This window comes from Streptomyces atratus, assembly GCF_900119365.1.
In the GTDB taxonomy this organism is placed as follows: domain Bacteria; phylum Actinomycetota; class Actinomycetes; order Streptomycetales; family Streptomycetaceae; genus Streptomyces; species Streptomyces atratus_B.
Genome location: NZ_FPJO01000007.1, coordinates 57,225 through 68,549 on the forward strand (window position 1 = coordinate 57,225; position 11,325 = coordinate 68,549).

13 protein-coding genes and 3 tRNA genes are annotated in these 11,325 nt (G+C 70.7%); 6 read left to right on the forward strand and 10 right to left on the reverse strand.

What is annotated here, in order from left to right:
* Positions 1 to 41: 41 nt before the first annotated feature.
* From rpmG to BT364_RS14565, 3 genes are all read right to left on the reverse strand, one after another.
* Positions 42 to 206 carry a 50S ribosomal protein L33 gene (gene rpmG, locus BT364_RS14555; RefSeq protein WP_003956487.1) on the reverse strand — a complete coding sequence of 55 codons (165 nt, stop codon included), beginning with the start codon at positions 204 to 206 and terminating at the stop codon, positions 42 to 44.
* Positions 207 to 295: 89 nt separating this feature from the next.
* Positions 296 to 368: transfer RNA gene (locus BT364_RS14560), tRNA-Met, on the reverse strand.
* A gap of 46 nt (positions 369 to 414) precedes the next feature.
* Positions 415 to 487 (reverse strand) — tRNA-Thr (locus BT364_RS14565).
* Between the two features lie 300 nt (positions 488 to 787).
* Between BT364_RS14565 and BT364_RS14570 the strand changes: the two genes are divergently transcribed.
* Positions 788 to 2,089: an amidohydrolase family protein gene (locus tag BT364_RS14570; RefSeq protein WP_072485572.1), complete on the forward strand. Its 1,302-nt coding sequence runs from the start codon at positions 788 to 790 to the stop codon at positions 2,087 to 2,089.
* Between the two features lie 34 nt (positions 2,090 to 2,123).
* Positions 2,124 to 2,783, forward strand: coding sequence for an SDR family oxidoreductase (locus BT364_RS14575; protein WP_072485573.1), 660 nt, complete (start codon positions 2,124 to 2,126; stop codon positions 2,781 to 2,783).
* Between the two features lie 21 nt (positions 2,784 to 2,804).
* On the opposite strand, the gene BT364_RS14580 is transcribed toward BT364_RS14575, so the two are convergent.
* Complete coding sequence (locus tag BT364_RS14580) at positions 2,805 to 3,254, reverse strand: 2-thiouracil desulfurase family protein (RefSeq protein ID WP_072485574.1); 450 nt, start codon at positions 3,252 to 3,254, stop codon at positions 2,805 to 2,807.
* A gap of 63 nt (positions 3,255 to 3,317) precedes the next feature.
* A tRNA-Tyr gene (locus BT364_RS14585) sits at positions 3,318 to 3,399 on the reverse strand.
* 229 nt (positions 3,400 to 3,628) lie between these two features.
* Between BT364_RS14585 and BT364_RS14590 the strand changes: the two genes are divergently transcribed.
* The 3 genes from BT364_RS14590 to BT364_RS14600 all read left to right on the forward strand — a co-directional run bounded on the left by BT364_RS14590 (position 3,629) and on the right by BT364_RS14600 (position 5,489).
* Positions 3,629 to 4,117 carry a YajQ family cyclic di-GMP-binding protein gene (locus tag BT364_RS14590; protein ID WP_072485575.1) on the forward strand — a complete coding sequence of 163 codons (489 nt, stop codon included), beginning with the start codon at positions 3,629 to 3,631 and terminating at the stop codon, positions 4,115 to 4,117.
* A 159-nt stretch (positions 4,118 to 4,276) separates the two neighbouring features.
* Complete coding sequence (locus tag BT364_RS14595; RefSeq protein ID WP_072485576.1) at positions 4,277 to 4,777, forward strand: methylated-DNA--[protein]-cysteine S-methyltransferase; 501 nt, start codon at positions 4,277 to 4,279, stop codon at positions 4,775 to 4,777.
* 1 nt (position 4,778) lies between these two features.
* Positions 4,779 to 5,489: an alpha-ketoglutarate-dependent dioxygenase AlkB family protein gene (locus tag BT364_RS14600; RefSeq protein ID WP_072485577.1), complete on the forward strand. Its 711-nt coding sequence runs from the start codon at positions 4,779 to 4,781 to the stop codon at positions 5,487 to 5,489.
* On the opposite strand, the gene BT364_RS14605 is transcribed toward BT364_RS14600, so the two are convergent.
* Positions 5,450 to 5,722, reverse strand: a complete 273-nt coding sequence (locus tag BT364_RS14605; protein ID WP_072485578.1) for a GlsB/YeaQ/YmgE family stress response membrane protein — start codon at positions 5,720 to 5,722, stop codon at positions 5,450 to 5,452. The two genes, BT364_RS14600 and BT364_RS14605, sit on opposite strands and share 40 nt — an antisense overlap.
* Before the next feature lie 316 nt (positions 5,723 to 6,038).
* On the opposite strand from BT364_RS14605, the gene BT364_RS14615 reads away from it, so the two are divergent.
* Positions 6,039 to 6,440 (forward strand): YccF domain-containing protein, encoded by a 402-nt coding sequence (locus BT364_RS14615; protein WP_072485811.1) that lies wholly within the window; start codon positions 6,039 to 6,041, stop codon positions 6,438 to 6,440.
* Between the two features lie 62 nt (positions 6,441 to 6,502).
* On the opposite strand, the gene htpX is transcribed toward BT364_RS14615, so the two are convergent.
* From htpX to BT364_RS14635, 4 genes are all read right to left on the reverse strand, one after another.
* On the reverse strand, positions 6,503 to 7,366 hold the full coding sequence (gene htpX, locus BT364_RS14620; protein WP_072485580.1) for a zinc metalloprotease HtpX: 864 nt from the start codon (positions 7,364 to 7,366) through the stop codon (positions 6,503 to 6,505).
* 215 nt (positions 7,367 to 7,581) lie between these two features.
* Positions 7,582 to 8,037, reverse strand: coding sequence for an MscL family protein (locus BT364_RS14625; protein ID WP_072485581.1), 456 nt, complete (start codon positions 8,035 to 8,037; stop codon positions 7,582 to 7,584).
* Positions 8,038 to 8,131: 94 nt separating this feature from the next.
* Complete coding sequence (locus BT364_RS14630; protein WP_256259825.1) at positions 8,132 to 9,679, reverse strand: NADH-quinone oxidoreductase subunit N; 1,548 nt, start codon at positions 9,677 to 9,679, stop codon at positions 8,132 to 8,134.
* A gap of 74 nt (positions 9,680 to 9,753) precedes the next feature.
* On the reverse strand, positions 9,754 to 11,301 hold the full coding sequence (locus BT364_RS14635) for a complex I subunit 4 family protein (RefSeq protein ID WP_072485583.1): 1,548 nt from the start codon (positions 11,299 to 11,301) through the stop codon (positions 9,754 to 9,756).
* Positions 11,302 to 11,325 lie beyond the last annotated feature (24 nt).

An 11,325-nucleotide genomic window follows, 5' to 3' on the forward strand; every position in this document is an offset into this window, starting at 1 on the left:
AGGCCGCCCCCAGTGGGGACGGCCTCGTGTACGAGCCTGATTCAGCGCGTTTCGCGGTGCGCGGTGTGCGAGTTGCAGCGCGGGCAGTGCTTCTTCATCTCAAGACGGTCCGGGTTGTTACGCCGGTTCTTCTTGGTGATGTAGTTCCGCTCCTTGCACTCCACGCAGGCCAGCGTGATCTTCGGGCGGACGTCGGTGGCAGCCACGTGAGTGCTCCTTGGACGGACGGATGGACGGATGAACGCAAAAAAGAGTAGCCGATCGAAGGACCGACCCCACAATCGGCTACCGTAAGTAGCGGTGACCGGACTTGAACCGGTGACACAGCGATTATGAGCCGCTTGCTCTACCGACTGAGCTACACCGCTTTGATGAATGAGTCCCCCCGCCGAAGCGGGGTTTCCCGATCACCAGAGCCCCAATGCGGAATCGAACCGCAGACCTTCTCCTTACCATGGAGACGCTCTACCGACTGAGCTATTGGGGCGAGCGATGAAGACATTACACGGTCTCTCGCCGATCGCCCAAATCCGTTTCGGAGCCCCGCCCACCGGCCTTGATCGGTACCCCGCCGCTCGGGCGGCCGACGGGCCCCGGGACCGCCCGTCGGCCGCCCGAGCGGCGCCTCGGCCTCCCCACGGGGCACCGCCGCCACGGCCGCACACCGCCGCCCCACGCGCCCCCAGGGCCACACCGGTACGACTATTTCGCTCCTCCTCGAACCTGGCCGAACACGCCCCTAGGCTCGACTCACTCTGCGTGATCTTGTCCCTTTCCCTGGAGCGCGATGCCCGACAGCCAGCCGTGGCAGCCGGACGACCACGCCGCCGACGCGGCCGGGCCGACCAGCAGTCCCGACACCGCCGACCCGGCCGGGAACGGCCTGGTGCTCTGCGGCGCCCGTCTCACCGACGGCCGCGTCGTGGACGTACGGCTCGGCGGCGGCCGCATCGAGGCCGTCGGCACCGCGGGCAGCCTGACCGCATCCGGTCCGCGACTGGACCTGCGCGGCTATCTGCTGCTTCCCGCCCCCGCCGACCCCCACGCCCACAGCGACACCGCGCTCACCGCCGGCGGCACCGGCCCCGACGCCCCCGGACCGGTGTCGCACCGCCCGGAGGACATCCGCCGCCGCGCCACCGAGGCCGCCCTGCTGCAGCTCGGGCACGGCGCCACGGCGCTGCGCTCGCACGTGCGGATCGGGGACGTCCAGGGCCTCGCCTCGCTCGAAGCCGTGCTCCAGGCACGCCACTCGCTGCGCGGTCTGGCCGATCTGACCACGGTCGCCGTGCCCCGGCTGCTCACCGGCGTCGCGGGCGCCGACAACCTGGCCATGCTGCGCGACGCGGTGAAGCTGGGGGCCGACGCGGTCGGCGGCTGCCCTGACCTCGACCCGGACCCGGCGGGGTACGCGGAGGCCGTCCTGGAGGTCGCCGCCGAGCAGGGCTGCCCGGTCGATCTGCACACGGACGGCGACGATCCGGCCCGGCTCGGCCGGCTGGCCGCCATGGCCGGAGGGTTGCGGCCCGGCGTCTCCCTCGGCCCGTGCGCCGGCCTCTCCCGGCTTCCCCCGCAGGCCGCGGGCCGCGCCGCCGACCAGCTGGCCGCGGCCGGGGTGACGGTCATCTGCCTCCCTCAGGGCGGCTGTTGCGGCGTGGAGGACCGGGGCACCGCGCCCGTACGGCTGCTGCGGTCGGCCGGGGTGCGGGTCGCGGCGGGCAGCGGGGCGCTGCGGGACGTCGCGAACCCCGTGGGCCGCGGTGACCCCCTGGAGGCCGCCTATCTACTCGCCTCGCAGCACGCACTGCCCGCCACGGAGGCGTACGAGGCGGTGTCCTCGGTCGCCAGGGCGGCGACGGGGCTGCCCGGGGTCAGGGTCGAGGCGGGCTTCCCGGCCGAGCTCCTGGCCGTGCGCGGGGACCAGCTCCCCGGCGCGCTCTCGCTCGCGTACAGCCGGATCGTGGTACATCGCGGCCGGGTGGTGGCGCGGACGAGCGCGGTGCGCGAGTACTGCGAATCCGAGACCGTCGTCGCCCTCGATCTGCCTCGCCAGGGAAGGCCGGGTTCCGGTCCGTGCGGCGGGCCCTGAGCGCGGTGGGCCGTCGCGGCGTACGGTCGTGAGCATGCGCATTGTCATTGCAGGTGGACATGGTCAGATCGCGCTGCGGCTGGAGCGGCTGCTCGCCGCGCGCGGGGACGAAGCCGTGGGCGTCATCCGCAATCCGGACCAGGTCGAGGACCTCCGGGCGGCGGGTGCCGAGCCGGTGGTCCTGGACCTCGAATCCGCCTCCGTGGAGGAGGTGGCACAGGTGCTGCAGGGCGCCGACGCGGCGGTCTTCGCGGCCGGTGCGGGCCCGGACAGCGGCTCGGCACGCAAGGAGACGGTGGACCGCGGGGCGGCGGTGCTGTTCGCGGACGCGGCGGAACGGGCGGGCGTACGGCGCTACGTCGTGGTCTCGTCGATGGGCGCCGACCCCGACCATCGGGGCGACGAGGTCTTCGACGCGTATCTGCGGGCCAAGGGCGCCGCGGACGCGTATGTGCGCTCCAGGTCATCCACGCTCGACTGGACGATCCTGCGCCCCGGCATGCTGACGAACGACGCGGGCACGGGGGAAGTCCTGCTGACCGCGTCGACCGGGCGGGGGCCGGTGCCGCGCGACGACGTGGCGGCAGCGCTGCTGGAGCTGCTGGAGACCCCGGCGACGGCGGGCCTGACGCTGGAACTCATCTCGGGGAACGTGCCGGTGTCGGTCGCGGTGAAGGACATCGCGGGGAACTGACCGGGCGGGGGCCCTTCGGGATCAGGCGCCCGGTGCCGGGCGGACGGTGATGCCGTGGCGCTCCAGCAGCGCGGCGGTGACGCCGTCGCCCTCGCGGAGCGCGCCCGTGAACGTACCGTCGTAGACCGTTCCGCGCCCGCAGGAAGGGCTGCGCGCCATCAGCAGCGCCTCGGTGCACCCGGTCCGGCGCGCGGCCTCCAGGGCCCGTTCCGCGCCGTCCACGAACTCCTCCGTCACGTCGTGCCCGCTGTCGTCGACGACGCGGGCACGGCCGTCCAGTACGTCGTGGCCGTCGCCGCCGGTGATCTCGGCGGGGCGGCGCGGGGTGGGCAGTCCGGCGGAGACCTCGGGGCAGAAGGCCACGGGGCGGCGGTCGCCGATGGCCGCGGTCACCGCGTCGGAGGCCTTGCCCCGGCCGTCGAAGCGGCAGGGCACTCCCTGCAGGCAGGCGCTGACCAGTACGGATTCCATGTTCGCGGCCCCTCGCAACAGAAAACAAAGAAGGCCCCTGCCTGAGACAGGGGCCTTACCATGTGGCGGCGCCAGGGTTCGAACCTGGGTAGGCTGAGCCGGCAGATTTACAGTCTGCTCCCTTTGGCCACTCGGGCACACCGCCGGGGATTGCTGCCGTGAGACCCGCTTTTCGGCGGTGCTCTCTGGCAACGACGTAAACGATACCCGATGCCCGGGGGTGCTTCGCCACCGGATTGATCAGCGGCCCGATCGGGCGCGGGTGGCCAAAGGCTGTCCCGTTTAGGCTTTGATCGGCGTCGCGGGGCCGGCAGGCCCGCCGCCATCTGTATGCACCCCCGTTTCCGCATCCCCGATACAAGGAGCCACACGTCATGGCCGACTCCAGTTTCGACATCGTCTCGAAGGTCGAGCGGCAGGAGGTCGACAACGCCCTCAACCAGGCCGCCAAGGAAATCTCGCAGCGTTACGACTTCAAGGGCACCAACGCCTCGATCTCCTGGTCCGGCGAGAAGATCCTGATGGAGGCGAACGGCGAGGAGCGGGTCAAGGCGATCCTCGACATCTTCCAGTCCAAGCTGATCAAGCGCGGCATCTCACTGAAGTCGCTGGACGCGGGCGAGCCGCAGCTGTCCGGCAAGGAGTACAAGATCTTCGCCACCATCGAGGAGGGCATCTCCCAGGAGAACGCCAAGAAGGTGGCGAAGATCATTCGCGACGAGGGTCCCAAGGGCGTCAAGGCCCAGGTCCAGGGCGACGAGCTGCGGGTCAGCTCGAAGAGCCGGGACGACCTGCAGGCCGTGCAGGCGCTGCTGAAGGGCCAGGACTTCGACTTCGCCGTGCAGTTCGTGAACTACCGGTAGGTCCCGCCTTTTCGGTGTGCGGAGCGGGACGCGCCGCTCCGCACCCGGGGTGCGATGTCCGAAAATCGCCGGTCGCGACGGTGCGGGGCACGCAGACTTGTCCGTGTCGGGCGACGATCCGGTCGAATCCCGGCATGACGTGCAGGAAAGGGACGAGTCATGACCATGTACGCAACGGTCGACAGCCCGCTGGGTGAACTGCTGCTGGTCGGCGAGGAGGCCACCGGCGGGGTGGCGCTCGCCTCGCTCTCGCTGCCCGGCCAGAAGGGCGCCGCGGTCGTCCAGGACGGGTGGGTCCACGCACCGGAGGCCTTCGCGGGGATCGCCGCCCAGCTGCGGGAGTACTTCGCGGGGCGGCTGACCCGCTTCGACATCGCGTACGCGGACGGCGTGGGCACCGACTTCCAGCGCCGGGTGTGGGCCGCCCTGGACACCGTCCCGTACGGGGAGACCGTGTCGTACGGCGAGATCGCCGACCGCGTCGGCACCTCGGCGGCGGGGGTACGGGCCGTGGGGACGGCGATCGGGCGCAATCCGCTGCTGATCGTGCGGCCGTGCCACCGGGTGATCGGCGCGGACGGGGCGCTGCGGGGGTACGCGGGCGGTCTGGAGCGCAAGGAGCGGCTGCTGGGGCTGGAAGGCGTCCTGGCGGTGCGCTGAGATGTCCGGGCTCTTCCCGAGGCCTCGCGCCGTCGTCGCGCCGGGGGCCGTGCATGTGCCCGAGTGGCTGCCGCAGGAGCGGCAGCGGGAGTTGGTGGCGGCCTGCCGGGAGTGGGCGCGCGGGCCCGTGCCGCTGCGGCACACGGCCCTGCCGGGCGGCGGGGTGATGTCCGTACAGACGGTCTGTGTGGGATGGCACTGGCAGCCGTACCGCTATTCGCGCACGGCCGACGACGTGAACGGTGCGCGGGTGGCAGACTTCCCCGGCTGGCTGGCGGAGTTGGGGCGCGAGGCGCTGGCGGCGGCGTACGGGGACGAGAGCCCGGTACGGACGTACGCGCCGGACACCGCGCTCGTCAACTTCTACGACGGGGCGGCGCGGATGGGCATGCACCAGGACAAGGAGGAGCGGTCCGGTGCTCCGGTGGTGTCGCTCAGCATCGGCGACACCTGCGTCTTCCGCTTCGGCAACACGGAGAACCGCGGAAGGCCCTATACGGACGTGGAGTTGGCCTCCGGCGATCTGTTCGTCTTCGGCGGGCCGTCACGTTTCGCGTTCCACGGCGTGCCGAAGGTCTTCCCCGGGACCGCCGATCCCGCATCGGGGATGAGCCGCGGCCGGCTCAATGTGACCCTGCGCGAGACCGGGCTGAGCACCTTCGGCAGCGGGCTTCAGCGGCGTTCGCGGGAGTTCCCGAACAGCAGCCGGTAGGCGATCAGCAGGACCAGAGAACCACCGATGGCGGCGACCCAAGTGGCCATGTCGAAGAAGTCGTTGGAAATGGGGCGGTCCAGGAAGCGCGACGATATCCAGCCGCCGAGGAAGGCGCCGACGATCCCGATGAGGGTGGTGCCGACCAGGCCACCCGGGTCGCGGCCCGGGAGCAGGACCTTGGCGATGACTCCGGCCACCAGTCCGAGAATGATCCATCCGATAATGCTCATGCGTGCGAACCTACCCGTCACTCGTTCCTGGAATCCAAGACGTTCCTGCCCGTGACGTGGTTGCGCGCGGCGTCCCCGGGGGGCCTGGGGGCCTCGGGGGGGGTGGTCCTCCCGGTGCGGGGGGTCTTCCCGGCGGCTACGGGCAACTGCTCGGTGCCGTTCCTGCGTTCATGGTGAATGACGGCACGGACGTCGGGCGTGGCCGGCGGGACGGTCACTCCACGGGCTCGCTCCGGTTACTCCTGTCCGTGACCTGGGCTGATACTGACCATGCAGGGCGACGACGACGGGCAACACCCCCGGAAGGCGAGTGACCATGAAGCTCATACAGCTGATCCTGAACATCCTGTGGGTGGTGTTCTGCGGGTTCTGGATGGCCCTCGGCTACCTCGTCGCCGCGATCATCTGCTTCGTGCTGATCGTGACGATTCCGTTCGGCATCGCGTCCCTGAGGATCGCCGGTTACGTGCTGTGGCCGTTCGGGCGGACGACGGTGGAACGGCCCGACGCGGGTGCGCCGTCCTGCGTCGGGAATGTGATCTGGCTCGTCTTCGCCGGGTGGTGGCTGGCGCTGGGGCACCTGATCACCAGCATCCCGCTGTTCGTGTCGATCATCGGTATCCCCTTCGGCTGGGCGAACCTGAAGATGATCCCGATCTCGCTGATGCCGCTGGGCCGCGAGGTGGTTCCGAGCGACGAGGCCTTCGGCGCCCGCTGAACGACGCGAGCGGCCCCGGACGAGGAGTCCGGGGCCGCTCGTACGAGCCTGGGCGGGGGTCTTCAGGGGCGGGGGCCCGCCATCTGCTCCAGCCGGGCGATGCGCTCCGCCATGGGCGGGTGCGTCGAGAACAGTTTGGACACGCCCTGGCCGGGGCGGAACGGGTTCGCGATCATCATGTGGCTCGCGGTCTCGATCCTCGGCTCCGGGGGGAGCGGGAGCTGTTTCGTTCCCGCGTCGAGCTTGCGCAGGGCACTGGCCAGGGCCAGCGGGTCGCCGGTCAGCTGGGCGCCGGAAGCGTCCGCCTCGTACTCCCGGGAGCGGCTGACGGCCAGCTGGATGACGGAGGCCGCGACCGGGCCGAGGATCATGATCAGGAGCATCCCGAGGATTCCTGGGCCGTCGTCGTCGTTGGACCGGCCCACCGGGATCAGCCACGCGAAATTGACCAGGAACATGACGACGGAGGCGAGCGCTCCGGCGACGGACGAGATCAGGATGTCCCGGTTGTAGACATGGCTCAGCTCGTGTCCCAGGACGCCGCGCAGCTCCCGCTCGTCCAGGATCTGCAGGATGCCCTCGGTGCAGCAGACCGCGGCGTTGCGCGGGTTGCGGCCGGTGGCGAAGGCGTTGGGTGCCTGCGTCGGGGAGATGTAGAGCCGGGGCATGGGCTGGCGGGCGGCGGTGGAGAGCTCGCGGACCATGCGGTAGAGCTGTGGTGCCTCGAACTCGCTGACGGGGCGGGCCCGCATGGCTCTGAGCGCCAGCTTGTCGCTGTTCCAGTACGCGTAGGCGTTGGTGCCGACGGCTACGAGGAGCGCGACGATCAGGCCCGTACGTCCGAAAAAGCTTCCGATGACGATGATGAGTGCGGACAGGCCCCCGAGGAGTACGGCGGTTCTCAGCCCGTTGTGCCGGCGGTGCACGGTACGCCCTCCAAGTGGTGCGGCAGGGGAACCCTTTGCTTGGTGGTCTCCACTCCCTCAGTGGAGCCTCCCGTACGGGTCAACGCCAGGCGAGAAGAGCTAGTTCCCTTGTGCGTGCCGCCGCAGGACCGGCCTGTCCGGCACTTGCGTGCCGGATCAGGCTCTGGGCCGTACGGGTCAGTGGCCGTGCGCGTACCGGTCCGGTCTCCGGTGGCTCAGCGCTGGGTGGGGAGGCCGACGACCTCGAGGGCCTCGGGGTCCGGCTTGATCTCGCTGGTGCAGTGGGCGCAGCGGGAGGCGATGGCCGGGATCTCGGTGTAGCAGCGGGGACAGTCGCGCACGGCGGCCTTGATGTCGACCTTCTCCGCCTTGGCGAAACGGTTCTGGACCTTCGCCATGGGAACCACGACGCCGAAGTAGAGGACGGCGGCGGTGATCAGGAACGCGATGGCGGCGGCGAGGAACTTCCCGTACGGGAAGATGGCGCCCTCGACCGAGAACTGCGCCGAGCTGAAGTCGCCGACCGATCCGGTCGCGAGGCCGATCAGCGGGGTGATGAAGGCCGTGCTGAAGCCGGTGACGACTGCGGTGAACGCCGCTCCGACGGCCAGTCCGATGGCCATGGAGATGACGTTTCCGCGCAGGATGAAGTCCTTGAACCCGTTCAGCACTGCTCTTGCTCCTCTGGAATGCGTACGTGTGGGGGGTGTGCGGGCAAGACCATGCCCTGTACGTACCGTTCCGGGCAAACCGATCTTCGGTATGTCAGAAGAGATTGACGGCGGCGAACCTGAGGACTGTCTGCGGGGCGCCCGAGAGCACCACGCCGGCCGCGGCGGTGAGCGCGATCGCGACGGTGAGGGAGGCCGGGGCTCCGTGCCCGGTGGGGGCGCGTACGGCACCGTCCGCCGGGGTCTCTTCGCGGGCCGCCGCCGGGGTTTCCTCCGAGGCCTTCTCCGGGGCGCGGAAGAGCGTCGCGGTCCACTGGAGGTAGTAGTAGAGCGCGATCACGACGTTGACGGCCATGACGACGGCGAGCCAGCCGAGTCCGGCGTCGACGGCTGCGGAGAAGACCGTGACCTTGGCGAAGAGGCCGATGATGCCGGGCGGCAGGCCGGCCAGGCAGAGCAGGAAGAAGGCCATCGCCAGGGCGGCGAGCGGGCGGGTGGCGTACAGGCCGCGGTAGTCGGTGATCCGGTTGCCGGGGCTGGTGCGGGCGACCAGGGCGGCGACCGCGAAGGCCCCGAGGTTCACGACGGCGTACATGAGGGCGTACGCGACGGTGGAGCCGATGTGCTCGTCGCTGGAGTACGCGGCGGACGCGATCGGCACCAGGAGGTAGCCGGCCTGGGCGACGGACGACCAGGCGAGCAGGCGCACCGCGCTGCGGGCCCGGCCGGCGTTCTGGCGCAGGGCGGCGACGTTGCCGATCGTCATGGTGAGCGCGGCGAGGACGGCGAGGGCCGGTCCCCAGACGTCGGCGTACGCCGGGAAGGCGATCACGGTGACGAGGATGAGGCCGGAGAAACCGACCGCCTTGCCGACGACCGAGAGGTAGGCGGCGATCGGCAGGGGGGCGCCGACGTAGGTGTCGGGGACCCAGAAGTGGAAGGGCGCGGCGGCCGTCTTGAACGCGAAGCCGACCAGGGTGAGGGCGACGCCCGCCTTGGCGAGGGTGTCGAGCTGACCGGGTACGTCGTCCAGCCGTGCGGCGATCTCGGTGAGGTGCAGGGTGCCGGTGGTCGCGTACACGAAGCTGACGCCGAGCAGCATGACGGCGGTCGCGACGACGGAGGAGAGGAAGAACTTCAGGGCGGCCTCGGAGGACCGCCGGTCGCCGCGCTTGATGCCGACGAGCGCGAAGGCGGGCAGCGAGGCGACTTCGAGGGCGACGACGAGGGTGGCGAGGTCGCGGGCGGCGGGCAGCAGCGCGGCGCCGGACGCGGAGGACAGCAGCAGGAACCAGAACTCGCCGGCGGGGAGCCTGCGGGTGTCGCCGAGCGACAGCAGCGCGGTGAGCAGGGCGCCGCCGAGCACGAGGGCCTGGATGACCAGGGCGAAGTGGTCGGCGGTGTAGCTGCAGGCGCCTGCGGAGCCGGGTCCGGTGGCGGCCCCGTCGATGCAGAAGGTGGAGCGGTTGCCGTCGCGCAGCGGGACGAGGAGGGCCAGGGCGGCGACGAGCCCGGCGATGGCCAGCGCGCCGAGGAGCGGCTTGCGCCGCTCGGGCAGGAAGAGGTCGGTGACCAGGACGATCAGGGCCATGGCCGCGACGACGACCGGGGGCGCGATCGCGAGCCAGTCGACGGACTGGATGAGGCTGGTGGTGCTCTCGGCCGCGGTGGTGACGAGGTCCGGGGCGGCGGCGCCCGCGGTGACGACGGCTGGGGTCACGACTTGCCTCCTGCGAGGAGCTTCTGCACGGCCGGGTCGGTGAGGCCGAGGAGGACGGCGGGCCACAGACCGGCGAGGACGGTGAGCGCGACGAGCGGGGTCCAGGCGGCGAACTCGTACGTCTGGACGTCGGCGAGCTGCGGCTCCTCGCGCTTCTCGCCCATGCAGACCCGGCGTACGACCATGAGCATGTACGCGGCGGTGAGCAGGGTGCCGAACGCGGCGATCGACATGAAGGTGAGGAAGGCGGGCCGGCTGAGGCCGTCGGCGGGGTCGAAGGAGCCGAACAGGGCGAGCATCTCGCCCCAGAATCCGGCGAGGCCCGGCAGGCCCAGGGAGGCGACGGCGGCGAAGGCGAGGAGGCCGCCGAGGCGGGGGGCCCGGCCGTAGAGCGCGGCTCCGGTGGCCCCGGAGAGGGTGTCGAGGTCGGCGGTGCCGTACCGGTCCTTGACCGCTCCGACCAGGAAGAACAGCAGGCCGGTGATGAGGCCGTGGGCGATGTTGGCGAAGAGCGCGCCGTTGACTCCGGTGGGGGTCATGCTCGCGATGCCGAGGAGCACGAAGCCCATGTGCCCGACGGAGGAGTACGCGATCAGGCGCTTGAGGTCGCCCTTGGAGCCGGGGCGGACCAGCGCCAGGCAGGCCAGTGATCCGTAGATGATGCCGACGACCGCGAAAGCGGCGAGGTAGGGCGCGAAGGTGTGCATCCCGTCGGGGGTGATGGGGAGAAGAATGCGGACGAATCCGTACGTGCCCATCTTCAGCAGGACGCCCGCGAGGAGCACCGAGCCGACGGTCGGGGCCGCGGTGTGGGCGTCCGGCAGCCAGCTGTGCAGCGGCCACATCGGGGTTTTCACGGCGAGCCCGATGCCGATCGCCAGAACGGCGATGACCTGCACGGACGTGGTGAGCCCACGGCCGTTGTCAGTGGCGAGTGCCACCATGTCGAAGGTGCCGCTCTTCAGTCCGACGAGGAGCAGGCCCAGCAGCATGACGACCGAGCCGAGCAGTGTGTAGAGGATGAATTTCCAGGCGGCGGCCTGCCTCTGCGCGCCGCCCCAGCGGGCGATGAGGAAGTACATCGGGATGAGCACCATCTCGAACGCCAGGAAGAACAGCAGCAGGTCGAGGACGGCGAAGGTCGCGAGGGTGCCGGACTCCAGGACGAGCAGGAGAGCGACGAAGGCCTTCGGGGAGGGGCCCGCGGGCAGCTTGAAGTAGCTGTAGAGCGCGCAGAGGAAGGTCAGCAGCGCGGTCAGTACGAGAAGGGGGAGCGAGATGCCGTCGATGCCGAGATGGATGCGGACGTCGAGCGCCGGGATCCAGCTGATGTCGGTGGTGGCCTGCATCTTCGACGGGTGGTCGTGGTCGAAGCCTGCGGCGAGGACGATCGCGGCGACGAGGACCGCGCCGGTCACGGTCACGCCGTGGCGGAGCACGGCCTGGTCGGGGCCGGATCCCTTCAGTCCGGGCGGGGCCGGCAGAAGAGCGGCCACGGCGCCGACGAGCGGGATGACGACGATGAACGCGAGAAGGAACTGCATCACGGATTCACTGATATCGATCAC

Coding starts and splice junctions, on each gene's coding strand:
- BT364_RS14600 (WP_072485577.1), top strand. CDS start 4,779: ATGTCCGGGCTCTTCCCGAGGCCTCGCGCCGTCGTCGCGCCGGGGGCC.
- BT364_RS14580 (WP_072485574.1), bottom strand. CDS start 3,254: ATGGAATCCGTACTGGTCAGCGCCTGCCTGCAGGGAGTGCCCTGCCGC.
- BT364_RS14615 (WP_072485811.1), top strand. CDS start 6,039: ATGAAGCTCATACAGCTGATCCTGAACATCCTGTGGGTGGTGTTCTGC.
- BT364_RS14570 (WP_072485572.1), top strand. CDS start 788: ATGCCCGACAGCCAGCCGTGGCAGCCGGACGACCACGCCGCCGACGCG.
- BT364_RS14595 (WP_072485576.1), top strand. CDS start 4,277: ATGACCATGTACGCAACGGTCGACAGCCCGCTGGGTGAACTGCTGCTG.
- BT364_RS14605 (WP_072485578.1), bottom strand. CDS start 5,722: ATGAGCATTATCGGATGGATCATTCTCGGACTGGTGGCCGGAGTCATC.
- BT364_RS14590 (WP_072485575.1), top strand. CDS start 3,629: ATGGCCGACTCCAGTTTCGACATCGTCTCGAAGGTCGAGCGGCAGGAG.
- BT364_RS14575 (WP_072485573.1), top strand. CDS start 2,124: ATGCGCATTGTCATTGCAGGTGGACATGGTCAGATCGCGCTGCGGCTG.
- BT364_RS14635 (WP_072485583.1), bottom strand. CDS start 11,301: ATGCAGTTCCTTCTCGCGTTCATCGTCGTCATCCCGCTCGTCGGCGCC.